The organism is Klebsiella sp. SYXHC3, assembly GCF_057196925.1.
In genome coordinates this window covers 313,201-337,962 of record NZ_JBXUNG010000004.1, presented here as the reverse complement: position 1 = coordinate 337,962, position 24,762 = coordinate 313,201, and the positions used below count along the sequence as shown (strand labels likewise).

Genomic DNA, 24,762 nt, shown 5'->3' with positions numbered 1-24,762 from the left:
ACTTGCTATCTTTTAGTAAAAATTTACTGGAGGTGAGAGATGGATACCGTAGCTTACGCTGATTTTGCCAAACTGGAGATGCGCGTCGGCAAGATTGTCGAGGTGAAGCGCCATGACAATGCTGACAAACTGTACATCGCGCGAATTGATGTCGGCGACCGTACGCTGCAGACGGTCACTAGCCTGGTGCCCTACTACAGCGAAGAGGAGCTGCTGGGAAAAACGGTAGTGGTGCTGTGTAATCTGGCGAAAGCCAAAATGCGTGGTGAAACTTCTGAGTGCATGCTGTTATGCGCGGAAACCGAGGATGAAAGCGAAAGCGTGCTGTTGACGCCGGAGCGCGTCATGCCGGCAGGCGTGCGGGTGGTATAACGTGAAAAGACCCTCTCCCGACGGGAGAGGGTCGGGTGTGAATTATGTCTCTTCGACCGAAATGCGCAGTGCCGCCAGCGCTTTGCGCGCCGCCTTCAGCACCTGTTCGCACTGTTCGAGGGTGAGCGTCAGCGGCGGTTCAACGCGGATCGTCTTGGCGTTGTTTAACGTCCCGGCGACCAGCACCCGCTGTCTGAACATCTCGCTGGCAAAGTTGTAGCCAATCTCGTTATCGACAAACTCAATAGCCATCAACATGCCTTTCCCGCGGACTTCATTCACCAGATCCGGATATTCGCGCGCCAGTTGACGGAAGCCGTCCAGCAACAGATCGCCTTTCTGCTCAGCCTGCGCCGGCAGGTTCTGTGAGAGCAAGACGTTGATCGTCGCCAGCGCCGCCGCGCAGGCCAGCGGGTTGCCGCCGAAGGTGGTGGTGTGCAGGAATGGGTTATCGAACAGCACCGAGAAGACCTCTTCCGTCGCTACCGTTGCACCGATCGGCATTACGCCGCCGCCGAGCGCTTTAGCCAGACACAGAATATCCGGCTGCACGTTTTCATGCTCGCAGGCGAACATCTTGCCGGTGCGGCCCATGCCGGTCTGTACTTCGTCGAGGATCAGCAACGCGCCAAACTCGTCGCACAGTTTACGGACCGCCGGTAAGTAACCCGCCGGCGGCAGGATCACGCCGCCTTCGCCCTGGATAGGCTCAAGGATCACCGCCGCGACGTCATCGCCGGTTTTTTTGCACTCGCTCAGTATGGAACGCATGGCGTTGATATCACCGAACGGCACGTGGCGGAAGCCCGGCAGTAGCGGCATAAACGGTTTGCGGAAGGTCGATTTCGCGGTGGCCGACAGCGCGCCCAGCGATTTACCGTGAAACGCGCCGCTGGTGGCGACGAAGGTAAATTTGCCGCGCGGAGACTGATAGGCTTTTGCCAGCTTCAGCGCCGCTTCCACCGATTCCGTGCCGCTGTTGCAGAAGAAACTGTATTTGAGCTTGCCGGGCGTTAAGGCCGCCAGCGTTTTCGCCAGCATCGCCCGCAGCGGGTCCAGCAGCTCCTGGCTGTGAAGCGGTTGTTTCGCGAGTTGATTTTCGACGGCGGATACCACAACTGGATTACGGTGCCCTACATTGAAGATGCCAAACCCACCAAGGCAGTCGATAAACTCCTGTCCCTGGGTGTCGACAAGCGTATTTAACCCTCCCGCTTGCCACTCTACGGCTCCGTAATCCCCGCCGGCTGTGACCGATTTTCTATACTCCAGAAACCCCGGGTTCACATGTTCTTTAAAGTATTCTCTCACCTCCTGGTTCAGTGCTTTCATTTCGTCATGGGAGAGCGATTGCTTCTCAATGAGATTCAGTGCGTGCGCGCTGCAGGCCAGAGCCGATGCGCTGGAAGGTAACCTGTTCAAAATGTGCTCCTGGGGGGGCGTATCACATGATACTGAATTAAGTATTGCAGGGATTACGCCAGCCTGGCAGCGACGATGAAAATCGGGATAAACGCAAAGTTAAGGCGCAATTGTGCGAAATTTAATCTCATAACTTAAATATTGGCACGTTTTATTCCTGAGGCTGCAAGATAAACTGCCGTTGGGGTGTGAAGCGGTATGACGTGGGGTGGTGCAGGCCGCTGCGTGATGGAGCAGCCTGGGAACCATTGTGGTGCGAGAGGTTAATCGAGTTGGGAGATTTCCATCGCCGCGCGGTCAATCACGCCGATGATCTGTTTCAACTGCGCGTCGCTGATGCTCTGCTGGTTGACCTTCAGGTCCAGGACCGCTTTAAAGTTTTCCAGCGCGCGTTTCATCTGCGGATTTTTGCGCAATTCGCAGCCGATCATGCGTTCCTGCAGGCGCGTCTGAATTTGGCTTAACTGCTCGCCGCTTTCGGCGCACAGGCGGCGTCCCTCTTCAGTGATAGCGATTTTTTTACGCCCATTTTCCTCTTCTACGCTAATCAATCCCTGATCCTGCAGCAGGTCGAGCGTCGGGTAGATAACGCCTGGGCTGGGGCTGTAATTGCCTTGCGTCAGCGCCTCAATCTCTTTAATCAGCTCATAGCCGTGGCTGGCGTTGCGCGAAAGGATATCGAGGATCACCAGGCGCAATTCGCCGTGGCCAAAGAAACGCTGGCGGCGTCCGCCGCCGCGACGGCCCTGTTCGCCGTGGCCTTCTTCATGATGATGTCGCATCAGTTCTCCTGCATATTTTTGATATATCTAATTTATATCTAAATAGTAAAAAAAGACAATGTGTAATTTATAATTGATTGATATTAATTGTTTTATTGTTGTTTTTAGCTTTGATGAAGCTTTCCTGTAATTTATATCAAAAAAAACTTGCCATTTTCATTAATGGCAATCATTATCATTTGCACTGAGTTTAGATATATCTATTTACCCTTCACCAAGGCGATGACGGATGACAATAATCAATCAAACTAAATACCCGCAGCGCGTGCGTAACGAACTACGTTTTCGCGAATTAACCGTGCTGCGCGTTGAGCGTATCGGCCAGGCGTTCCAGCGGATCGTGCTGGGGGGCGAGGCGCTGGATGGCTTTGTTTCACAAGGTTTTGACGACCACACCAAACTGTTTTTCCCGCAGGTGGGCAGCGTATTTACACCGCCGGAAGTGACCGACGAAGGCATTAACTGGGGCGAGGGCGTGCGCCCGGCGACCCGCGACTACACGCCGCTGTACGATGCCGAACGCCACGAGCTGGCTTACGATTTTTATATCCACGATGGCGGTATTGCCAGCCGCTGGGCGCTGGAAGCCAACGTCGGCGATAAGCTGGTGATCGGCGGGCCGCGCGGTTCGCTGGTGGTGCCGGAAGATTACGCCTGGCAGCTTTATGTCTGTGACGAGTCGGGCATGCCGGCGCTACGCCGTCGCCTGCTGGGATTACGTCAGCTGCCGGTGACGCCGCAGGTGACGGCCATCGTCACCGTCGCGGATGCTTCGTATAAAGATTATCTGGCGGATCTCGACGGCTTTAATATCGAATGGGTGGTAGGCCACAACCCGGCGTTCGTCGCCGAGCGGCTGGCTCAGATTAAGGTACCGTCAGAAGATTATTTTATCTGGCTGACCGGAGAAGGCGGCGTGGTGAAATCGCTGCTGGCGCGCTTTGAGGTGCCGAGTATCGATCAGCAACTGGTGCGTTCGCAGGCGTACTGGCATAGCAAATAATCGGCAGTGTGGTAAACCCGGATGGCGGCGCGTTGCGCCTTCTCCGGGCTACCTTTCAATGGTGTTATGTCGCCCCGGTAAGCGCAGCGCCACCGGGTCAGGCTTAGCGTTCCGCCAGCGCCTTAAACACCATCGCCACCGCGTGGGCGCCGGGGTCCATATTGCCGAGCAGGCTCTCGCTATTGAGATAGGAGGCGCGTCCGGCGCCGGCTTTGCTCGACTGGCAGGTGCGATCCGCACCGGCCTGCGCCGCGGCGAAAGCGGCCTGCAGATTATCCGGTTCGGCCAGCAGCGCCGCCAGCGCCGGCTGTAGAGCATCAATCATCGTCCGGTCGCCCTCATCGGCGCCGCCGTAAAATTTCATCTGCCCCAGACCGGCGTTCAGCGCTTCCGCCATGCTGGCGCCTTGCTCCAGCTTCTGCCCGGCGGTGGTGAAGAAAATCGACATCAATACGCCGCTGGAGCCGCCCATCACCACCGTCAGGCGTTCGCCAATTAGCGCGAACAGCGTGGGTAAATCATTGAGCGGCAGTTGCTGGCGTTGCAATAGAGCGGCAATCTCACGCGCGCCGGCGGCGAAAGTGGAGCCGGTATCGCCGTCGCCCACTTTGGCGTCAAGCGCGTTGAGATGGGTTTCGAGGCCGGAGAGGGTGCTGGTCACCTGTGCCACGTAATCGCCCACCTGCGGGTTGGCCGATGGCGTAAAGGCGACGCGTGCGCTGGCGAGCGCGGACGGCATGATATTAACAGCCCTCGGCTGCACCGGCTTCTGCCAACTGGCGGTTTCGACATCCGACAGCAGCGCCTTTTCGATGCTCTCTTCCAGCACGATAGTGGTCAGCGAGAAGCCTTTCATATCCAGCGCCGTTACCAGCGAAGCCGGGCCAATCAACCAGTCAACGCGCGCATGGAGTGGGGTGTTGGCCAGCTCGCGGGTCAGAATCGCCATCTCGGCCACCGACACGCCGCCGAGATTATTGAGCATCACCGCCAGGCGGCCGGTTTCGGGTAGGGCGGCGGTCAGCTTCTCTACCATAATCTGCATGATTTCCGCGCTGTTATGGGTCGCGATCGTCGAAGCTCCCGGCTCGCCGTGGATGCCCATTCCCAGCTCGGCGTGGCCGGGCTGATGGCGCGGCGCGCTTTCCGCTTCCTGCGGCAGGTGACAGCTGGCCAGCGCCACCCCGATGCTGGCGGTATGGTTGGCGGCGTATTGCGCTTCACGCAGGACGGTGGCGAGGTTGAAGCCGCGCTCGGCGAAATAGCCCGCCACTTTATGCACCAGAATGGTCCCGGCGATGCCGCGCGGCTGTTTGTTATCCGGCAGCGAAATATCGTCGCCGACGATCAGCATCTCTACGTTATAGCCAAGACGGCGCGCTTTCTCCGCCGCGAGGCCGAAGTTAAGCCGATCGCCGGTGTAGTTTTTGACGATCAGCAGACAGCCCGCCTCGCCGGTCACCGCCTGAATCGCGGTGAGTACCGCATCGACGCTCGGCGAGGCGAACAGATCGCCGCAGACCGCGGCGGTCAGCATGCCTTTACCAATAAAGCCGACGTGCGCCGGTTCATGGCCGGAGCCGCCGCCGGAAATCACCGCCACGTTGTTTTTATTCAGATCGCGGCGCACCACTACACGGATCGCCGGGTCGCTCTCCAGGCGGGCGAGGTTGTTCCACGGGCTGGCAATAATGGTTCCCTCGATCACGTCGTTAACGAGGCTGGCGCGCTGGTTAAAAAAGAATTGAGACATAGTGGTTCCTGATCAGTAAGCGAAAACTCACCCTCCGGAGGCGGGCCTCCGGAGTGGTAACGGTCAAAGTGGATTTAGCGACGAATAAGACGTTGCTGACGCATATCGAGCATGATGGCTTCGCCAGGCTGAATATCATTCAGCGCTTCGCCCTGCTGGCATAGCCAGGCGATCCCCGCCGCGCGGGCGATAATCGCGCCGTGGGCCTGTTCGCTGCCGTCGCGCAGGCACAGGCCGGTGACCTGGCTGGCATCCAGTTGGAGTACGGTCGAGGGATAAATATTGTCGGCGATAATAATCGTCGGCTCACTGGCGAATGGCAGCGTCTCCTTTATACCCTGCAGATGGCGCAGCGTGCGCTGCAGAATATCGTCGACATCGATATAACGGGCCTGCAGATAGGCGTCATCCAGCTGACGATACTGCTGGCTGAGCTCCATCAGCACCTGATGCCACGCCCATTCCGCCGAGCACTGTTCGGTGAGCAGGCGATCGTTGGCGGCATCAAACAGATCTTCATCGTCGAGCAAGGTGTGATGACCGGCGAAGATCGCCGCGATATCGGCGTTAAATTTGTGTTCCGCCAGCTCGGTGAGCGCATTGAGATCGGCCAGCGTCTGGTCGATCGCCTGGCGCAGGCGCTGCTGCTCGCGAGCAACGTCGGCGGCGGCGGGGAGCGCCGGTTGGATCGGCGCCAGCGGATAAAGCAGCGCCGCGCCTTCAACACGCGCAGGTATGGCGGGTTCCACTGTCGGCTGCGCCTCCGGCGACTCGCCGAAGTTATCGGCGGCCAGCGCCTGAAACGCCGCCAGCGCGGCATCGGCGTCCGGACCGCGGGCCAGCAGGCGCAGCTTATCGTGGCGGCGCACCTGTAGCAGAGCGATTTGATTCAGACTGTCCGGGGTGACGCATTTGCCGTTTTTCTCCAGCACCAGGTCGGCGTTAAAACCCGCCAGCGCGGCGACCAGCTTCGATGCCGGACGCACGTGCAGGCCGTTGTGATTGTTAATAATGACTGAAACCGATTTAGCGTCGCCGTCGTCAGCAAGCGTTGGGGCGGCGGCGTCAGGCGTGTGCGAAGGTAAACCCAGCTGAACCCGCTTGGCTTCCAGGGCGTTCATGGCATCGGCGATAACTTTGTCGATTCCGGCGCCGGAGGCGGCGCTGACGGTGGCCGCCAGCGTCCCTTCGACCAGCGGCGCGGCGCACAGCCGCACTTTTGCCGCCATCGCCGGATCGAGCAGATCGAGTGCGGTTTCGGCGCTGAGCAGGGCGCTGCCGATATCCATCATCACCAGTACATGGTCGGTATCGGCGACGGATTCGATCGCCTCCATGACTTTAATCGGATCGGTGCCGATCGGGTTGTCGGGATCGTCGATCCCGGCGGCGATCGCCAGCTTACAGCCATCGTTCATTAACATCTGCCGGGCCAGTTCTCCGACACCTTCGCCCAGCCGGGCGCTATGAGAAACAATAACCAGGTTTACCATCGCGATTTCCTTACTCTTTGGCCGCGGCAGCCAGCATCTGAACCATAAACAGCACCGAGGTCGCGCCGGGATCCTGATGCCCGATGCTGCGCTCGCCGAGATAGCTGGCGCGGCCTTTACGGGCCTGCATGGTGATGGTGGCGTGGGCGGCGCGCTCGGCCACTTCGCAGGCGGCATCCAGCGCGGCAGGGATAGACAGATGTTGCTCGCTGGAATGACGCAGGGATTCCACCACCGGCAGCCAGACGTCGCACATCGTCTTATCGCCCGGCTCCGCTTTACCACGGTTGACGACGCCGTCCGCGCCTTCGCGGATCATCTGATAAAGCTCGTCGAGGGTCAGGCTCTGATGCGCCTGGGTGACCTGGGCGGCGCGGATAAAGAAGGTGCCGAACAGCGGGCCGCTGGCGCCGCCGACGTTGGAAAGCAGCGTCATCCCGGTATTCTTGAGAATAAAACCGATGTCTTTATCGGCGATCGACGGCAGCTTTTCGACGACTTTGCTGAAGCCGCGATGCATATTGAGGCCGTGGTCGGCGTCGCCGATCTCTTTATCAAGGCCGGTGAGAAAATCGCTCTGTTTGGTGAAAATGTCGCCGCAGCGGTACAGCCAGTCGACGATTTGCGTTCTGTTCAGTGACATGTCGTGCTCCTTATTTTCCCCAGTTCAGCGCCGGGGTATGGACCGGGGCGTCCCATAACGCCAGCGTGTCATCATCCGCTTTCAGCAGGGTGATGGAGAAACCCGCCATATCCAGCGAGGTGCAGTAGCTGCCGATGAGGTTGCGTTCAATCACAATGCCGGACGCTTCGCAGCGCTGGGCGAGGCGGTTATAAACGCCGTACAGTTCGGAAAGCGGCGTGGCGCCGAGGTTATTGACCAGCGCGATAACCCGATCGCCGTTTTGCAGCGCGGTTTTGCTCTGTTTCACTTCCTGCCACGCTCCCTTGACGTTATCCCACTGGCGCAGCGTGCGGCTGTATGCGCCGTTTTCCAGCAGGGTATCGAACATCTCATCGACGGTTTGGTCGAGCGAGCTGAAGCGGCGGCGGTCGATACCCGGCTCGCCATGGATGCCGACGCCGAACTCCATCTCATCATCTTTCAGGGTAAAGGAGGGCTGTCCGGCGGCCGGTACGGTGCAGGCGCCCAGCGCGATGCCAATCGAGTGACCAAGGTTATTTAAACGGCGGCCCAGTTCAGCGCAGGCTTCCAGCGAGTCGCCGCGTTCGGCGGCGGCGCCGACCAGTTTTTCAATCAGCACGGTATTGGCGACGCCGCGGCGTCCGGCGGTGTAGAGGCTGTCTTTTACCGCCACGTCGTCATCCACCACGACGGTGGTGACCTTAACGCCGCTTTCGTGCAGCAGCTCGGTGGCGGTCTCAAAATTCAGGATGTCGCCGGTATAGTTTTTGATAATCAGCAGGACGCCTTCGCCGCCGTCAATCTGCATCGCGCATTCGAACATTTTGTCCGGCGTCGGCGAGGTGAAAATTTCCCCCGGACAGGCGCCGGAGAGCATGCCCTGGCCGATGTAGCCGCAGTGCATCGGTTCGTGTCCGCTGCCGCCGCCGGAGAGCAGCGCCACTTTGCCGGCGACCGGCGCATCGGCGCGGGTGACATAGACCGGGTCCTGGTGCAGCGTCAGTTCAGGATGCGCCTTCGCCAGGCCGATAAGCTGTTCACTCAGTACATCTTCCACACGGTTAATCAGTTTTTTCATTGTTTATGCTCCGTAGGGTAGGGGGAGGTCGCCTGTCTATAAGGGTAGCCCGGCGATGTAGTGATTCTGGCTGAGCGGGCGCAAAATAAAATGCCGTCAAAATGGGTTCCATAACGGAACGTAGAAAAGAGTTTTTGTTCCTTTATGGAACATTAATTGCCGATAAACAGGAGAAATGCGAGCCAGCGCTAATAATTTGTCCGTTTTTTTCTGCTATCAGAAATGGGGCAAGGATGATTTTTTTCGCCATTGTGCCGCATTGAGGCGATTTTCTGCGTTAAAGAGGGGAGACGATAGCGGCTTTTTTGCCAAAATGAGCCGATCGCGATCGCAATCCCATCGCTTTCTCAGTCACATTGTTTCAATATGAAACGCATTATTTTTTTATCCGTTTCAGAACAGAACAAAAAAGGGAAAAATTTTTTTCGCCGCGGCTCGCCCTACAGTGGATGCATCGCTCCGGCAGCGTGGCTGTAAGCGCCATTGATATCAGGCGCCGCGGCATGACGGCCTGGGCTCACGTGTCAACATACGCACTTATTTGAGGGTGAAAGGAATGCTAAAAGTTATTCAATCTCCAGCCAAATATCTCCAGGGACCTGATGCCGCCATGCTGTTTGGCGAATACGCTAAAAACCTGGCCGACAGCTTTTTTGTTATCGCCGATGACTTCGTGATGAAGCTGGCGGGCGACAAAGTATTGAACGGCCTGCATAGCCACAATATTAGCTGCCATGCGGAACGGTTTAACGGCGAGTGCAGCCATGCGGAAATCAACCGCCTGATCGCCATTCTTAAGCAGCACGGCTGCCGCGGCGTGGTGGGAATCGGCGGTGGGAAAACCCTCGATACCGCGAAGGCGATCGGCTATTACCAGAAGCTGCCGGTGGTGGTGATCCCGACAATTGCTTCAACCGATGCGCCGACCAGCGCGCTGTCGGTTATCTACACCGAGGCGGGCGAGTTTGAAGAGTATCTGATCTACCCGAAAAACCCGGATATGGTGGTGATGGACACGGCGATTATCGCCAAAGCGCCGGTACGCTTGCTGGTGGCCGGGATGGGCGATGCGCTCTCCACCTGGTTTGAAGCCAAGGCCTGCTTCGATGCGCGAGCCACCAGCATGGCGGGCGGGCAGTCCACGGCGGCGGCCTTGAGCCTGGCGCGCCTGTGCTATGATACGCTGCTGGCGGAAGGCGAAAAAGCACGCCTGGCGGCTCAGGCTGGAGTGGTGACCGATGCGCTGGAGCGTATTGTCGAAGCCAACACCTATCTGAGCGGTATCGGTTTTGAGAGCAGCGGCCTGGCCGGCGCGCACGCGATTCACAACGGTTTCACCATCCTTGAAGAGTGCCACCATCTGTATCACGGCGAAAAAGTCGCTTTCGGCACCCTGGCGCAGCTGGTACTGCAAAATAGCCCGCTGGAAGAGATCGAAACCGTGATGGGCTTCTGTGAAAAAGTCGGCCTGCCGATCACCCTTGCCCAGATGGGCGTGAAAGAGGGTATCGAAAGCAAAATCCACGCGGTGGCGAAAGCCACCTGCGCGGAAGGCGAAACCATCCACAATATGCCGTTCCCGGTCACCGCGGATAGCGTCTACGCCGCCATCCTTACCGCGGACCTGCTTGGGCAGCAGTGGCTGGCGCGTTAAGTCTTTCACAAGGTTCTATGCCGCGGCGCATTGCGGCATCAACTCCTCCCTCCGGCAGCCGCTGCCGGAGGGTTTTGTCGTTTTAACTGTGTTAACTCCAGCGGAAAAGGGATATGACAGCTCAGACTCAGGGTGCGGAAAATGAAGTTTCAGCCGTTATCAGCCAGTCGTGGCATCGCTGCAGCAAATTTATGCAGCGTGAAACCTGGCAGGCGCCGCATCAGGCGCAGGGGCTGACCTTTGAATCGATCTGCCGTCGCAAAACCGCGCTGCTGACCATCGGCCAGGCGGCGCTGGAAGATGCGTGGGAGTTTATGGCCAACCGTTCCTGCGCGCTGTTCATCCTTGATGAGTCGGCCTGTATTCTGAGCCGCTGTGGTAATCCGCAGACCCTGGAACAGCTGGCGGAACTGGGATTTCGCGACGGCAGCTACTGCGCGGAGAGCATTATCGGCACCTGCGCGCTGTCGCTGGCCTCGATGCTCGGGCAGCCGGTCAACACCGCGGGCGACGAGCACTTTAAGCAGGCGCTGCGGCGCTGGTCGTTCAGTTCGACGCCGGTGTTCGATAACCATGGCCGCCTGTTTGGATCGATTTCGCTATGCTGCCTGCGCGAAGAGTGGGCTCCGGCGGATCTGTCGCTGACCTTGGCCATCGCCCGCGAAGTGGGTAACTCGCTGCTTACCGACAGCCTGCTGGCGGAATCTAACCGCCACCTTAATCAAATGTACGGCCTGCTGGAAAGTATGGACGACGGGGTGATGGCGTGGAACGAGCAGGGAGTGCTGCAGTTTCTCAACGTGCAGGCGGCCACGCTGCTGCATCTCGATACCCAGGCCAGCCAGGGGCGAAATATCAATGAGTTGCTGACCCTGCCGGCGTTGCTGCGCCGCGCGATTAAACAGGCCCGCGGCCTTAATCATGTGGAAGTGACCTTCGAGAGCCAGCATCAGTTTATCGACGCGGTGATTACCCTGAAGCCTATTGTGGAGGAGCAGGGCAATAGCTTCATTTTACTGCTCCACCCGGTGGAGCAGATGCGTCAATTAATGACCAGCCAATTGGGCAAAGTGAGCCATACCTTCGAACAGATGTCGGCGGATGACCCGGAAACCCGCAGGCTGATCCACTTTGGCCGCCAGGCGGCGCGCGGCGCTTTCCCGGTGCTGCTGTGCGGCGAGGAAGGGGTGGGTAAAGAATTACTGAGCCAGGCGATCCATAACGAAAGCGAGCGGGCGCCGGGCCCATATATTTCGGTTAACTGCCAGCTGTACGCCGACAGCGTACTGGGCCAGGATTTTATGGGCAGCGCGCCAACCGACGATGAAAATGGCCGCCTCAGCCGCCTTGAGCTGGCTAACGGCGGCACGCTGTTCCTGGAAAAAATAGAGTATCTGGCCCCCGAGCTGCAGTCAGCGCTGCTGCAGGTGATAAAACAGGGCGTGCTGACGCGTCTTGATGCCCGGCGGCTGATTCCGGTGGATGTGAAAGTGATCGCCACCACCACCGTTGACCTCGCCAACCTGGTGGAGCAGAACCGCTTTAGCCGCCAGCTGTACTATGCGCTACATTCGTTTGAAATAGTCATTCCACCGCTGCGGGCGCGGCGCGGCAGCATTCCTTCGCTGGTGCATAGCCGCCTGCGTCGGCTGGAAAAACGCTTTTCATCGCGGCTGAAGGTCGATGACGACGCGCTGGCGCAACTGACCGCCTACTCGTGGCCGGGCAACGATTTTGAACTCAATAGCATTATTGAGAATATCGCAATGAGTAGCGATAACGGTCATATTCGCCTGAGCAATCTTCCCGAACATCTCTTCTCAACCCGGCCGGGTAGCGAGGCGTCCTCATCGCTACTGCCATCAAGTCTCTCCTTCAGCGCCATCGAGAAAGAGGCGATTATCCAGGCGGCGCGAGTGACCAGCGGCCGGGTACAGGAGATGTCGCAGTTGCTGAATATTGGCCGTACCACGCTGTGGCGCAAGATGAAGCAGTACGATATCGACGCCGGGCAGTTTAAACGCCGGGGGCAGGATAAGAGTTAAGCCAACGGCGTTAATATTTTTCCGGCAGCTCGTTGACAATATCGACGAGCTCGCCGTTTTTCATCGTGATATAGCCGCCGTTTTTCAGATCGGAAAGTACCTGAAACAGATAGCTACGCGACATTTTTGTACGTCGCAGGATAAAGTTCGCCAGGCTCGGGTCGTGTAATACACCCTCATTTTTCTGCTTGAGATAGCGATAAATCATGGAGCGAATGACAAAATAGCGGGTGCCAATAGCTCTTTCGTCATGCGCATCGAGCAAAAACGCCAGCGTGATGGCCATCATGTTCATCAGGAAGGTGAATTTATCGGGCTGAGTAAAATGTTTTTCAAAGTATTCGAGATTACAGCTGAACACTTTGACATTTTTTTTGGCGGTATAGTGCAGCTGAATACCCGGGCCATAACTTTCGACAATACCAAAAAACATTCCTTTGATGCCTTTGCCGACCTGAAACAACTTTTTCGACTGGGTTTTCGCTTTTCCTGGGGCGAGAATAAAGTTGTGCTCCTGCATCTCAACGGCAATAACGCCCTCAAGAACAATAATAATCTCGCCTGTACTCAGGGTGAAAGACGTATCATCGGCAATCTGGCGTATATTACTGCTATGACTTAATGAGTCTATCGCCTTTATATTCTTTGAAATCATCTTATTATATTCATCGATGATGTGGGAATAGGGCGTTTGAATACGACTCATCTTCTCTCCGGGCTTAACTCTACCGCTTTATTACTCTTTGCTATTTTGCAGTGGCGATACTTTATATTTTAATGGCGCGGAATTACGCCTGATACAAAATATCTAAATTTAAAAGCTGGCGCCAGATAGCAGGCATCACTTTTAGAGTCCGTTAACGGACTGATCTATCGCTCTTTTTAAAACACTCACTTAGACTGTTTTAGTGGGTAGTTGGGCTTCTTTTTTTAGTAACTAAGAATCCACTTAAATATTGAATGATAATATTGCTTTTGCGGCGGGTTTCTTTAGCGAAACGGTGATAGTGATTCGCTTTGCATTAATTAAAAAATAAAACCAGAACCTGTGGATTTTTATTGCTTTCTCTACTTCACTTAAGCGGAATCGCCTCAGTAGCGACAACAACATTTGCCGATGTCGCTCATCTCATATTGAGACTTATCTAATCTGACAACGCCTGCCTGATATTAGCCAAATCGTAAGTTAAATCAGGCGCATGCTGAGCAATGAGGTTTGAAGATGAATAAAAAATACAAGGGTATCGGTGTGCTGGCTTTTGCCGCCGGTTCGTTATTACCCGGCGCGACGGCCAATGCCGCCGATCAAAATGCGGCTGGCCCCAGCGATGGTGCGGCAAAGAAGCCCAATATTATCCTGATCGTCTCTGACGATACCGGCTATGGCGACCTCGGCGTCTACGGCGGCGGCGAAGGCCGCGGTATGCCGACGCCAAACCTCGACAGAATGGCCGATGAGGGGATGACCTTTTTCGACTTCTACGGTCAACCGAGCAGTACGCCGGGCCGCGCGGCGATGCAGACCGGGCGCATTCCCAACCGCAGCGGTATGACCACCGTGGCTTTCCAGGGGCAGGGCGGCGGTTTACCGAAAGAAGAGTGGACGCTGGCCTCGGTACTGAAAACCGGCGGCTATAAAACCTTCTTTACCGGTAAGTGGCACCTCGGCGAAGCCGATTACGCGTTACCTAATGCTCAGGGCTACGACGAAATGAAATACGTCGGCCTCTACCACCTGAACGCCTATACCTATGCCGACCCAACCTGGTTCCCGGATATGGATCCGCAACTGCGTGAAATGTTTACCCGTGTCACCCGCGGCGCGCTCTCCGGCAAGGCGGGCGAAGCGCCGAAGGAAGAGTTCAAAATTAACGGCCAGTATGTGAATACCCCGGTCGTTGATGGCAAAGAGGGCGTGGTCGGGATCCCATTCTTCGACCGCTACGTCGAGAAGGCCTCGCTGGACTATCTCGAAGCAAACGCAAAATCTTCCGAACCGTTCTTCATGAGCATCAACTTTATGAAGAACCACCAGCCGAACATGCCGGATCCGGATTACGTCGGCAAGTCGATGTCGAAGAGCAAATACGCCGACTCGATGGTGGAAATGGATGCCCGCGTTGGCCATATCATGGATAAGCTGCGCGAGTTGGGGATCGATAAAAACACCCTTGTGGTATGGACCACCGATAACGGCGCCTGGCAGGACGTCTATCCGGATGCCGGCTATACGCCATTCCGCGGCACCAAAGGCACCGACCGCGAGGGCGGCAGCCGCGTTCCGGCTATCGCCTGGTGGCCGGGCAAGATTAAAGAGCACAGCCGTAACCACGATATCGTTGGCGGCCTCGATCTGATGGCGACCTTTGCTTCGGTGGCCGGGATTAAATTACCCACCAAAGACCGTGCCGGGCAGCCGATTATCTTCGATAGCTACGATATTTCACCGGTACTGTTTGGCACGGGTAAAGATCCGCGTACCTCCTGGTTCTACTTCACTGAAAACGAGTTGACCCCGGGGGCGGCGCGCGTCGGCCACTATAAGGCGGTGTTTAACCTGCGCGGCGATAACGGCGCGAAAACCGGCGGCCTGGCGGTGGATTCCAACCTCGGCTGGAAAGGACCGGAGTCGTATGTCGCAACGGTGCCGCAGATTTTCGACCTCTGGCAGGATCCGCAGGAACGCTACGATATCTTTATGAACAACTATACCGAGCATACCTGGACGCTGGTGACTTTCAATGAAGCCATCACTAAGTTGATGAAAACCTACGTCGAGTATCCGCCGCGTAAGCCGCAGAGCGAAGCCTACAGTGGGCCGATTACCCTGTCGCAGTATCAACGCTTTAGTAATATCCGCGAGCAGTTACAAAAAGAAGGGTTCCAGTTGGCGATGCCGACCGGTAATTAAAATGACGTTGGCCCGGGCGAGATGTCCGGGCCTTTTGCTGTTGTGAGCATTCTAGAGATAGGTTCTGGTCGATGAAAAAAAGCACCACCATTCCATTAACGCCATTACAGAACCAGGGGCGCTATCTGCCCGCCTATAAACGCCGCTATCACATGATGGCGAAACCCAGCGGCTCCACCTGCAACCTGGACTGTCAATACTGTTTTTATCTGCATAAAGAGCAGCTTTTACATCAGCCGCACGACAAAGGAATGAGCGACGAGGTACTGGAGAATTTCATTCGTCAGTACATCCAAAGCCAGGATGGCGAAGAGATTATTTTCTCCTGGCAGGGCGGCGAGCCAACCCTGATGGGACTGGAGTTTTTCGAAAAGGTCGTTGAGCTGCAAAAGAAATATCAGCCGAAGCACCAGCGCATTGAGAACGATCTGCAGACCAATGGCGTGCTGATTAACGATAAGTGGGCCGCCTTCTTGAAGGCGCATAACTTCCTGGTCGGGGTATCGATCGATGGCCCGCGCGAGATCCACGATCGCTTCCGCGTGACGCGCAGCGGCAAGCCGACCTTCGATAAGGTTATGGAAGGGGTCGCGGCGCTGAAGCGCCACGGCGTGCCGTTCAACGCGCTGGCGGTCGTTAACCGGGTGAATGCCCGTTTCCCGCGCGAGGTATACCGCTTTCTTACCCGCGAACTCGGCGCCACCTATATCCAGTTTACGCCCTGCGTAGAGGCCGCCGAGTTTAAAACTACCGCGCCGCAGTTCTGGCGCGAAGAGACGATCCCCATCACCGGCAGCCGCCGGGCGAAACCGGGCGATCTGGATTCGATCGTCACCGACTGGTCGGTGGATCCGGACGATTGGGGACATTTTCTGACTGAAGCTTTTGATGAGTGGGTGACCTACGATCTGGGCCGCGTGCAGGTAAATTTGTTCGAAACCGCCGTGGTACAGACTATGGGGCTTCCATCCCAGTTATGCATCACCGCGCCGTTTTGCGGCAAGGCGCTGGCGATTGAGAAAAACGGCGACGTCTACTCCTGCGATCACTACGTCTACCCGGAATATAAGCTTGGCAATATTAAGGCGCATAAGCTGGCGCATATGGTCTTTTCCGAGCGGCAGAAAGTGTTTGGGATGGGCAAGAAAGAGACGCTGCCCGCCTACTGCAAAAGCTGCCCGCATCTGAATTTATGCTGGGGCGAATGCCCGAAAAACCGCATCGTGCGCGCCCCGGACGGCGAAGAGGGGCTCAATTACTTGTGTCCTGGGTTTCGCCATTTTTACGCGACGGTTAAACCGACGCTTGAGAAGATTGCCGCCATGCTGAAGTAGGTCTGGTTTTTGGCGGTGGAATAAGAAGGAAAAACAATGAAAAAAACAGTACTGCTCAGCATGCTGCTATTGAGCTTCACCAGCGCGGCAGCCACCGATATGCTGCCGGCATGGAAAGATACCCCTGCTAAACAGGCGATTGAGCAATGGGTGCAGGGGGCGACGCGTGAAGGCGGGGCGGACTTTATTCCGTTAGATAAGCGCTACGTGGTTTTTGATAATGACGGCACCCTGTGGCCGGAAGCGCCGCTGACTTTCCAACTGCAGTTCGCGGTGGATGAAGTGAAACGGCTGGCGCCCGAACATCCGGAGTGGAAAAAGGATCCGCTGGTGGCGGCGGTACTGAACAACGATTTGAAAACGGTTGCGGCGGGCGGCGAAAAAGGGTTGCTCAAGCTGCTGGCGTTAACCCACAGCGGTATGACCACCGAGGAGTTCAGCCAGCGGGTCAGCGCATGGTTTGACAGCCATCAGGATAAACGTACCGGCTGTCGCTACGACCAGTTGGGATATCAGCCGATGCGCCAGTTGCTGGACTATCTGCGCGCCAATGGTTTTAAAACGTGGATCGTTTCAGGCGGCGGGATTGATTTTATGCGGGTGGTATCGGAAAAAATGTACGGTATCCCGCCGGAACAGGTTATCGGTTCGTTCGCGCTCAGCGAGTTTAGTCTGACGGACAATGGCACCCAGCTTCGCAAAACGATGAAAGGCGCATTCAATGATGACGCCGCGGCCAAACCGGTGGCGATCCACCTGTTTATGGGCCAGCGCCCGGTTGCGGCTTTCGGCAACAGCGACGGCGATTTGGCGATGCTGCAATACACCGCGGCCAACCCGAACTATAAAACCTTCGAGCTGCTGGTGCACCATACCGATGCGGCGCGGGAGTATGCCTACGGCAGCCATCCTTCCGCCAGCGGCAAGCTGGTGAAAGGATTGACCGAGGCGAAACAGAAGGGCTGGACGGTTGTCGATATGCAGCAGGACTGGAAGACGGTATACGACCCGACGCAGTGTCAGGTGAAATAAAAAAACGCCGCCGGGCAGTCTGGTAGCCCGGATAAGGCGCAACGCGCCGCCTCCGGGAAAATCCCTGGTGGCGACGGGCCGCCCTCTGTGCGCTCCCTGCGCCACGGAAAATTGCCTAAGGGGCCAGCGGCGGCAACGGCTGCGGCTGCCAGAAACGCCGCCAGCATCGACTAATGCCGAGAAGCGTTCGATAACACCAGCGGCGGCCAAACCATCCGCCTCCGACCGCGGCGGCGGCAATCACTATCCACATCAGGCTCCGCCGGGTGACCATTCCCGTGGTACCGCGCAGCGCTTGCTCCGCGCCGCCCTGTCGCGCCGCGGCGACGTTCAACGTTCCTCCCGCCAGCTTCGCCGTTCGCCATTGATGATTAACGGTATCCCACCAGCGCAAGCTAATCGGTGGTAGCGTCAGCGTGCCGCTATGGCTGGGCAGATAACGCAGCCGCTCCACCCGATGAGCGCCGATGACATCGCCGCGCTCGCTTTTTAATGCCTCACTGACCGGCGCCAGACGCTGGCTTTCGCTACCGCTAATGGCGTACAGCAGCGGTGGAATTTGCCCCGGCAGCGCATCCTGCGCCTCGACGGTCACGATACGGTCAACAACATCACCAACCCGCAGCGTGGCGTCTTTCCCCGCGTGGTACTGTTGAATTTGCTGGCTGAGCGTCAGCTGGCTGGCCGGTAAAAAATGGTCCGCCTGAGTGGTATTGGCCGGCCAGTTTACCGGGCGTTCCAGCGCCGGAAGATGCACCGTGACCGGCGCCTGATTGGCGGATGATGCAGTAATGTCGATCGCCGGCAGGCGTAGCACGCCCTGCTGCCAGGCGCTGACCTGACGTTCAAGGCGAATGCCGCTCCAGACGATCCCGTTCTTCTTGCGCGTCACCAGCTGTGAAGGCAACGCGGTATTCAGAAGTTCGCCGTTTTTGACGGCAAACTCGGGCCACTGCGGCGGCGGGTTAAACCAGCTATCGGTCCACCAGGTGATCGCCACCCTAACCGGCTGGCCGGGGACGATCTGCGCCGGCGCTTCCAGTTCACGGGTGATGTCCATCGCCGCATGCGCCGGCAGGGTGGCGGCCAGCAGAAAAAGTAGCGCTTTGTTCATGGCGTGGTATCTCCCGAGCCGTTGCGATACAGGCTTTTCAGTAGCCCCGTTGGCGAAACCTCCAGCGCATCAAACCATTGATTAACCTGCGGACTCTCCCCGGCAATAGCGCCGATTTGCCGCTGATTGATGCCCTGGTTTTTCTGCAGGTCGTGGACCAGCTTATCCGGACCGTCGTCCATCGCATCGCCCTGCGCTTGTTGGCGCTCGCGCTCTTGCTGGCGAATGCCCATCACAATCTGCGAGATTTTATCGCGATTTTGCAGCGCCATGGACCAGTCAGGATGTAGGTAGAGGGCGCGATCGTAGCTGTCGAGCGCCTGCTGCCACTGCTTTTGCTGAGCATAGCTGTTGCCCAGCCACAGCAAGGTTTCCGCGGTTGGCGGCGCGGCGCGAAACGCGCCGGTGGCGGCAGGAAAGTTGCCCGCCCGATACCAGGCGATACCTTGCCATAACGGATCGCGATAATGCCCGGCGGCAGCGGCGTAGTCGCCGCGGCGAAAGGCGTGCTGTCCCTGAATATCGGGGCGAACCCAGGCATCGAGCCAGGCGGCATCGCTGTGCGGCGACCACAGCAGCGCGGGAAATAGTAGCGCTACCATCAGTAACTGGCGTCGCCAGAACAGCAGCAGGAACAGCATCGGCACGATCAGCAGGTAGCCGCTGTTTTTCCAGTGCAGATCCTCGCGGGCGTTATTTTGCTGAGTCACCGATTGTTGAATGTGGCTGGCGATGATCGGCAGATCGTCGCCATCATTGCTGGCCAGCGTCACCGGGATCCCGGCGTCGCGCAGCTGACGGAAACGATCGACGTTTAGTCGGGTATCGATGCCGAGGCTAGCGTACTTATCCGGCAGCGTTCCACCCGTGGCGGTGCCGGGGACCCAAATTTGCAGCGGTAGATTTTGCCCTTTCAGCCAGGTGACATCGGCAGGCGACAGAGTATCGGCAACGAGGATTAGGCTACGCGGGCTGTCTTTGTCTGTAGGCAGATTTTTTAACGCCAGTGCGACGGCCTGCGGCAGGGCGGAACCGCTACCTTCCGGCAGCAAAGAGGGCGACTGAGCGTTGAGAAATAGCTGATAAAACTGCGGATCCTGCGTTAACGGCGTGGTGAGAAAGGCCTGGCTACTGTAGACCACCAGACCGAAATGCGAACCGGGCTGCCGTTGCATCAGCGCGGAGATTTTATGCTGCATGCGCTGATGACGCGAGGGGGGAAGATCCTGGGCATACATCGCCAGATCCTGCTGCAGAATCACCATCACGTTGCTTTGCGGCGTCAGCGCCGCCGGGAGTTCGCGCTGCCAGCTTGGGCCCGCCAGTGCGATGACACCGAGCGCCAGTAGCCACGGCAGCAGCCGGGTTAACCTGCGACGGCGTTGAATAATCAACGCGCGAAAAGGTTTATCCATTAGCGTTGACCATGCGGAAGCGCCATAGCCAGGAAGCCAGGCCACCAGCACACACAGCAGCAGCGCAGTTAAGCGCCACGGATAGAGGAAGTGAAAATCGCTCATGCCATTTTCTCCCTGAGGACACGGCCGCAGGCGGCCAGCAGTAACAGTAACAGCGCGGCGGCGAGCGGCCACGGATAGAGCGCCTGATGCCAGGACCAGCCGAGGCTTTTAACCTGCGCCGGAGTGAGGGCGTCGATTTGTTGCCAGACGCTATCCAGCGCGCTGCCGGAATGCGCGGCGGTCCAGCTCTGGCCGCCGGTGGTTTTCGCGATGCGCTGCAGTAGCGGCAAATCGACTTTGTCTTTACTGGTATCGCTGAGGTCGCCAAAGGCGATGGTATGAACCCGGACATTGTGGTCGGCAGCAAGCTTTGCCGCCAGTTCAGGCGACAGCTGCGAAGCGGTATCATTGCCGTCGGTGAGTAAAATCGCCAGCTTATCGGCCTGCTTATCGGGGCCATTATCCAGCACCTTAACCGCCACGCCCAGCGCATCGCCGATAGCGGTTTGCTGGCCAATCATGTCCGGCGCTAGCTGATTGATGCGCGTTTGCAGCGCCTGTTTATCTTCGCTTATCGGAGCGAAGGGCCAGGCTTTGCTGGCGAAGATGACCATGCCGATGCGGTCGGATTGGCGGGCGGCGACAAACTTGCGCACCGATTGCTGTACCGCCTGCAGGCGCGTATTACCGCCCTGGACGTCATTTTTCGCCATTGACCCGGAGACATCGAGGATCAGCACGATGTCGCGCATCGGCCTGGTAATATATTGTGGCGGCGTCAGGTATTCCGGCCGCGCCAGCGCGCAAACCAGCAGTGACCAGATAAGCCAGAACAGCACGGCGCTGGCCCCATTTCCGCGTTTTGGCCGGGTATCGAGCTGTAGCGCGTCAATGAGTGAGGGTAAAAACGGTACCCGCACGCGCTCGTCGGTGGTTTTTGCCGGTAGCGGGAGAAAACGAGTGAGCAGCGGCAGTGCCAGCAGTAGCGCGGCCCAGGGCCAGGCGAAATCAATGTGGGCGAGCCATTCAGACATGTGGAAGCTCCTTTAGCCACTGCGCCAGCTGAGCGCGAAGCCGCGCCGTCTGCTGGTCGTTCAGGGCGTTGTCGGCCCGGCAGTAGCGGGCGATGAGCTGGTCGCGCAGGTCAGCATCCAGCGTCAACGACACCAGCACGGCTTCCGGCACCAGCGTTTGGCTAACCGTCTGTCGCGGCTGGTGGACCAGCTGCACCTGTTTAATCAGCTGCATCCAGCTATCGACGGTATGCGGATGATTGAGCGCCAGCAGCGCTTCTCGTCGCCAGCGGTTGCGCCGCCAGCGGGCGTAGCGGATAAGCAGGAACAGCGCCGCCAGACCTACGGCAATCGCGAGCAGAATCAGCCAGCCGATTGGTAGCGGAAACCAGCTGGGGGCGGGGGGCAGCGCGGGCGTTAGTAGCTCCGGCACCGCATAGCCTTTCTCAAACATTTAAAGCCCTTTTTGTAACTGGCGCAGCAGGTCCTGAGTTACCGTCAGATGATTAACCTGAATACCCAACTGGTTGAGTTGCTGCTGCTGACGCGCCAGCCGACCGATGATGTGTTGACGAATATCGGCGCTGAGCGCGGAGGTGAGGGTGACGCTGGCGCTGCGCCCGCCGTAGCAGGCGGCCAGCGTGCCGGAGCGCGGCAGGCGAAGATGTAAGTCGTCGAACAGCACAAATGCGCTGACCTCGCAGCGACGGCGCAGATGCGCCAGCATGGCCTGAGCTGGGGCGTCGAGATCGTGAAAATCGCTGAGGATAGCGACCCAGGCGCCGCGTGGAATCGCGCTGGCGGCGCGTTGTAACGCCTGCGCTAGCATCTGCGTGCGCTCAGGTTCGTGAGGATATTGCTGCGCCAGTAGCTGGTTGTAATGCGTCAGATTATCCAGCAGCGCTGGCAGCGTGCGCCGTGGCGCGCTGCATGGTTGCAGCGCCAGCGTGGTATCGTTAAACACCAGGCTGCCGAGACGATCGCCATCATGATGGCTACGCCAGGCCAGTAGCGCGGCGGTTTTGGCCGCGGCGCTGGCTTTAGTTTGCCCGCGGGTGGCGAAATGCATATCTAATCGTTGGTCGACCAGCAAAAAGACCGGGCGCTCGCGCTCTTCATTGTACTGGCGCACCCACGGCGTACGTAGACGGGCGGTCGTCTGCCAGTCGATCATGCGTATGTCGTCGCCGGGTTGATAACGACGCAGGCTGTCGAAGTTGAGCCCACGGCCCTGCTGGCGGGAGGCGCGTTCGCCGGACAGCGCGCCCGGCGGGATCTGCCCCGGCGGGTTAGCCATCAACCGCGCCTGCGGCCCGAGGTCGAGCAGCATCTGGCGATTCACGTAGAGTTCGTTCATTAGATCACCACGGCGTTCAGCAGCATGGTAATCACATCGTCGGCGCTGCAACCATCGGCGCTGGCCTGATAGCTCAGCATCAAGCGGTGGCGCATCACCGCCGGCGCGATAAAGCGCACGTCTTCCGGGCGAACCGCGTCACGTCCCGCGAGCCAGGCCTGCGCGCGGGCGCAGCGCTCCAGCGCTAAGGTGCCGCGTGGGCTCAGGCCGTAAGCCAGATAGCTGGCTAACTGCTCGCTGATATGCTGCGGCTGGCGGGTGGCGTTGACCAGTTCGACTATCCAGGTTTCGATAATCGGCGCAACGTGGATCGCGCTTATCTCCTGCCAGCAGGAGGCGATCTCTTGTTGGCTGAACTGCAGTGATTCCGCTTCTGGCGCGGGGGCGGTTTTTGCCGCTACGCCATATTTCGCCTGTTGCTCGGTGCGAACCAGCTGCATAACCTGCTGCTCATGCTCTTTTGATGGATAGTCGACCTGTACTTTCATCAGAAAGCGGTCGAGCTGGGCTTCCGGTAGCGGCCAGGTGCCTTCCTGGTCGACGGGGTTCTGCGTCGCCAGCACCATAAACACGCCCGGCAGCGGCCAGCTTTTGCCCGCCACGGTGACGTGGCGCTCTTCCATCGCCTCCAGCAGCGCCGACTGCACGCGGGCCGAGGCGCGGTTGATTTCGTCCGCCAGAATCACGTTGCCGAATACCGGCCCTGGGCGAAAACGAAACTGCTCCTCTTCGCGGCTGGCATTTTGCTGATAAATCTCACTGCCGGTGATATCCGAGGGCAGCAGATCCGGAGTGAACTGGATACGGCGAAACTCGCCGGCGATATGTCGCGCCAGCTCGCGGACGGCGCGGGTCTTCGCCAGCCCCGGCAGCCCTTCGAGCAGGATATGCCCATCGCAGAGCAGGGCGATAAGCAGCATGCGAACGACGTTTTCCTGGCCGAGCACCTGCGCATTCATGCGCTGCTCCAGCTGTAGCATTTTCTCGCGAAGATTCATCGGCTAACTCCTTTAAAATCGCGTTTCACCAGCGTGACGATGCCCGCCAGAATCGGCTCGGCATAGTTGAAAAAGGCTTTAATGCCCGGGCAGAGATAGTTCAAACCGGCTTCGCCGTCGGTGGTGAGCACCAGACGGTTTTTCGGGCACTCGCCGTGGCAAAGCTTCAGGTAAGGGCACTGCTTGCACTGCTGGGGCAGCGTGTCGCATTTACCCATACCGAAAGCCTGCTGACGTTCGGAGAAGGCCATTCGCGCCAGGCTGTTATCGGCGATATTGCCGATTTGATACTCCGGATAGACGTAGTGGTCGCAGGAGAAAACATCGCCGTTTTTCTCAACCGCGAGCCCTTTGCCGCAAAACTCCGCGGTGGTGCAAATTTGCGCCGGCATGCCCATCATCTGGGCGACGGCGGTTTCGAACAGATTGACCTGGACGCGGCCAAGGTCGTTGTTCACCCACTCTTCGAAGGTGGCGATCAGGAAGCGTCCCCAATCGTCCGGGTCGACCGACCAGTCGGTGACGATGGAGTCTAAATCGCCGGGGCGCGCGCGGCGGCTGCCGATGGTGGGGATACTGTCATCACGCCAGAAATGAGGCGCGGTCTGGGTAAAGTCCACTGGTTCGACGCAGGGGTTAAACTGCACGTAGGTCGCCCCCAGTTCGCGGGTAACAAAGCGGTAAACCTCTAACGGGAAACGGGCGTTGGTGCGGTTGACGGTGACCAGCGCATTGAATGGAACGCTGTGGCGTTTCAGGGCGTCGACGCCGGCCATCACTTTATCAAATGTCGGTTTGCCGCTGCGGGTGATGCGATAGCGGTCGTGCAACTCTCGCGGGCCGTCAATCGACAGGCCGACAAGGAATTGATTCGCTTTGAGGAATTCAGCCCAGGCATCGTTAATCAGGATACCGTTGGTTTGCAGATCGTTTTCGATCCGCTGGCCGGGCTTTTTATATTGCTGTTGGAATTTCACCACTTTGTGGAAAAACTCCAGTCCCATCAGGGTCGGTTCGCCGCCCTGCCAGGAGAAGACCACCTGTTCGCCATCCTGTCCATCGATGTACTGGCGGATAAAGTTTTCCAGCGTTTCATCGCTCATGTAGCAGCGCTTGTCCTGCTGGAGTAAGTGTTCTTTGTGCAGGTAGAAGCAGTAGCTACAATCGAGATTACAGGCGGAGCCGGTGGGTTTCGCCATCACATGAAAGCGACGTTGGTAGGCGGGGCCGTTACCCGCGTACTTTTCTGCCGAAGGTAATGCGTTAACAGGCACGGTGGTGCTGTGTTTCATAAA

At 58.0% G+C, this 24,762-nt stretch carries 21 protein-coding genes; 7 read left to right on the top strand and 14 right to left on the bottom strand.

Translation table 11 applies throughout. The features are described 5' to 3' along the window. Positions 1-39: 39 nt before the first annotated feature. Positions 40-372, top strand: coding sequence for a tRNA-binding protein (locus tag AC2CGP_RS13500; protein ID WP_015369597.1), 333 nt, complete (start codon positions 40-42; stop codon positions 370-372). A gap of 42 nt (positions 373-414) precedes the next feature. Here the strand turns inward: AC2CGP_RS13500 and ygjG are convergent, their stop codons facing one another. Together ygjG and AC2CGP_RS13490 are read right to left on the bottom strand one after the other, a co-directional pair. After that, positions 415-1,794 carry a putrescine aminotransferase gene (gene ygjG, locus AC2CGP_RS13495; RefSeq protein ID WP_020077886.1) on the bottom strand — a complete coding sequence of 460 codons (1,380 nt, stop codon included), beginning with the start codon at positions 1,792-1,794 and terminating at the stop codon, positions 415-417. A gap of 263 nt (positions 1,795-2,057) precedes the next feature. After that, positions 2,058-2,576 (bottom strand): PadR family transcriptional regulator, encoded by a 519-nt coding sequence (locus AC2CGP_RS13490; protein WP_020077887.1) that lies wholly within the window; start codon positions 2,574-2,576, stop codon positions 2,058-2,060. A gap of 229 nt (positions 2,577-2,805) precedes the next feature. On the opposite strand from AC2CGP_RS13490, the gene AC2CGP_RS13485 reads away from it, so the two are divergent. Then, positions 2,806-3,579, top strand: coding sequence for a siderophore-interacting protein (locus AC2CGP_RS13485; protein WP_484502358.1), 774 nt, complete (start codon positions 2,806-2,808; stop codon positions 3,577-3,579). 103 nt (positions 3,580-3,682) lie between these two features. Here the strand turns inward: AC2CGP_RS13485 and AC2CGP_RS13480 are convergent, their stop codons facing one another. The 4 genes from AC2CGP_RS13480 to dhaK form a co-directional block, all read right to left on the bottom strand. Then, positions 3,683-5,332: a glycerone kinase gene (locus AC2CGP_RS13480; protein ID WP_411303193.1), complete on the bottom strand. Its 1,650-nt coding sequence runs from the start codon at positions 5,330-5,332 to the stop codon at positions 3,683-3,685. Between the two features lie 74 nt (positions 5,333-5,406). Further along, positions 5,407-6,825 (bottom strand): dihydroxyacetone kinase phosphoryl donor subunit DhaM, encoded by a 1,419-nt coding sequence (gene dhaM, locus AC2CGP_RS13475; protein WP_171829618.1) that lies wholly within the window; start codon positions 6,823-6,825, stop codon positions 5,407-5,409. Positions 6,826-6,835: 10 nt separating this feature from the next. Next, positions 6,836-7,468, bottom strand: coding sequence for a dihydroxyacetone kinase subunit DhaL (gene dhaL / locus AC2CGP_RS13470; RefSeq protein ID WP_007372179.1), 633 nt, complete (start codon positions 7,466-7,468; stop codon positions 6,836-6,838). A gap of 10 nt (positions 7,469-7,478) precedes the next feature. After that, positions 7,479-8,549, bottom strand: coding sequence for a dihydroxyacetone kinase subunit DhaK (gene dhaK / locus AC2CGP_RS13465; RefSeq protein ID WP_020077889.1), 1,071 nt, complete (start codon positions 8,547-8,549; stop codon positions 7,479-7,481). A gap of 556 nt (positions 8,550-9,105) precedes the next feature. Between dhaK and AC2CGP_RS13460 the strand changes: the two genes are divergently transcribed. Both AC2CGP_RS13460 and dhaR read left to right on the top strand, forming a co-directional pair. After that, positions 9,106-10,203: a glycerol dehydrogenase gene (locus tag AC2CGP_RS13460; protein ID WP_007372182.1), complete on the top strand. Its 1,098-nt coding sequence runs from the start codon at positions 9,106-9,108 to the stop codon at positions 10,201-10,203. Positions 10,204-10,316: 113 nt separating this feature from the next. Further along, complete coding sequence (dhaR, locus tag AC2CGP_RS13455; RefSeq protein ID WP_032715858.1) at positions 10,317-12,248, top strand: dihydroxyacetone kinase operon transcriptional regulator DhaR; 1,932 nt, start codon at positions 10,317-10,319, stop codon at positions 12,246-12,248. Between the two features lie 10 nt (positions 12,249-12,258). On the opposite strand, the gene AC2CGP_RS13450 is transcribed toward dhaR, so the two are convergent. Continuing rightward, positions 12,259-12,954 carry a helix-turn-helix domain-containing protein gene (locus AC2CGP_RS13450; RefSeq protein ID WP_015703545.1) on the bottom strand — a complete coding sequence of 232 codons (696 nt, stop codon included), beginning with the start codon at positions 12,952-12,954 and terminating at the stop codon, positions 12,259-12,261. Between the two features lie 516 nt (positions 12,955-13,470). Between AC2CGP_RS13450 and AC2CGP_RS13445 the strand changes: the two genes are divergently transcribed. From AC2CGP_RS13445 to AC2CGP_RS13435, 3 genes are all read left to right on the top strand, one after another. Next, on the top strand, positions 13,471-15,159 hold the full coding sequence (locus AC2CGP_RS13445; protein WP_015369607.1) for an arylsulfatase: 1,689 nt from the start codon (positions 13,471-13,473) through the stop codon (positions 15,157-15,159). A 71-nt stretch (positions 15,160-15,230) separates the two neighbouring features. Beyond that, positions 15,231-16,493 (top strand): anaerobic sulfatase maturase, encoded by a 1,263-nt coding sequence (locus tag AC2CGP_RS13440; protein WP_113373101.1) that lies wholly within the window; start codon positions 15,231-15,233, stop codon positions 16,491-16,493. 36 nt (positions 16,494-16,529) lie between these two features. After that, a complete protein-coding gene (locus tag AC2CGP_RS13435) occupies positions 16,530-17,525 on the top strand; it encodes a haloacid dehalogenase-like hydrolase (RefSeq protein ID WP_475702443.1) in 996 nt (331 codons plus the stop codon). Positions 17,526-17,640: 115 nt separating this feature from the next. Here the strand turns inward: AC2CGP_RS13435 and AC2CGP_RS13430 are convergent, their stop codons facing one another. Genes AC2CGP_RS13430 through AC2CGP_RS13400 form a run of 7 tightly spaced genes read right to left on the bottom strand, consistent with a single transcriptional unit; the run spans position 17,641 to position 24,759 of the window. After that, positions 17,641-18,639, bottom strand: a complete 999-nt coding sequence (locus tag AC2CGP_RS13430; protein ID WP_020077893.1) for a BatD family protein — start codon at positions 18,637-18,639, stop codon at positions 17,641-17,643. Beyond that, on the bottom strand, positions 18,636-20,159 hold the full coding sequence (locus AC2CGP_RS13425) for a VWA domain-containing protein (protein ID WP_213759554.1): 1,524 nt from the start codon (positions 20,157-20,159) through the stop codon (positions 18,636-18,638). The genes AC2CGP_RS13430 and AC2CGP_RS13425 overlap by 4 nt, the downstream gene beginning before the upstream one ends. Next, complete coding sequence (locus AC2CGP_RS13420) at positions 20,156-21,133, bottom strand: VWA domain-containing protein (RefSeq protein ID WP_213759555.1); 978 nt, start codon at positions 21,131-21,133, stop codon at positions 20,156-20,158. Before AC2CGP_RS13420 ends, AC2CGP_RS13425 begins: the two co-directional genes overlap by 4 nt. Further along, on the bottom strand, positions 21,126-21,566 hold the full coding sequence (locus tag AC2CGP_RS13415) for a DUF4381 family protein (protein ID WP_020077896.1): 441 nt from the start codon (positions 21,564-21,566) through the stop codon (positions 21,126-21,128). Before AC2CGP_RS13415 ends, AC2CGP_RS13420 begins: the two co-directional genes overlap by 8 nt. Continuing rightward, positions 21,567-22,469: a DUF58 domain-containing protein gene (locus AC2CGP_RS13410; protein ID WP_213759556.1), complete on the bottom strand. Its 903-nt coding sequence runs from the start codon at positions 22,467-22,469 to the stop codon at positions 21,567-21,569. Further along, entirely contained in the window at positions 22,469-23,467 is a 999-nt protein-coding gene (locus tag AC2CGP_RS13405) for an AAA family ATPase (protein ID WP_213759557.1), read from the bottom strand. The genes AC2CGP_RS13410 and AC2CGP_RS13405 overlap by 1 nt, the downstream gene beginning before the upstream one ends. Beyond that, a complete protein-coding gene (locus tag AC2CGP_RS13400; RefSeq protein WP_213759558.1) occupies positions 23,464-24,759 on the bottom strand; it encodes an anaerobic sulfatase maturase in 1,296 nt (431 codons plus the stop codon). The genes AC2CGP_RS13405 and AC2CGP_RS13400 overlap by 4 nt, the downstream gene beginning before the upstream one ends. Positions 24,760-24,762: the final 3 nt, after the last annotated feature.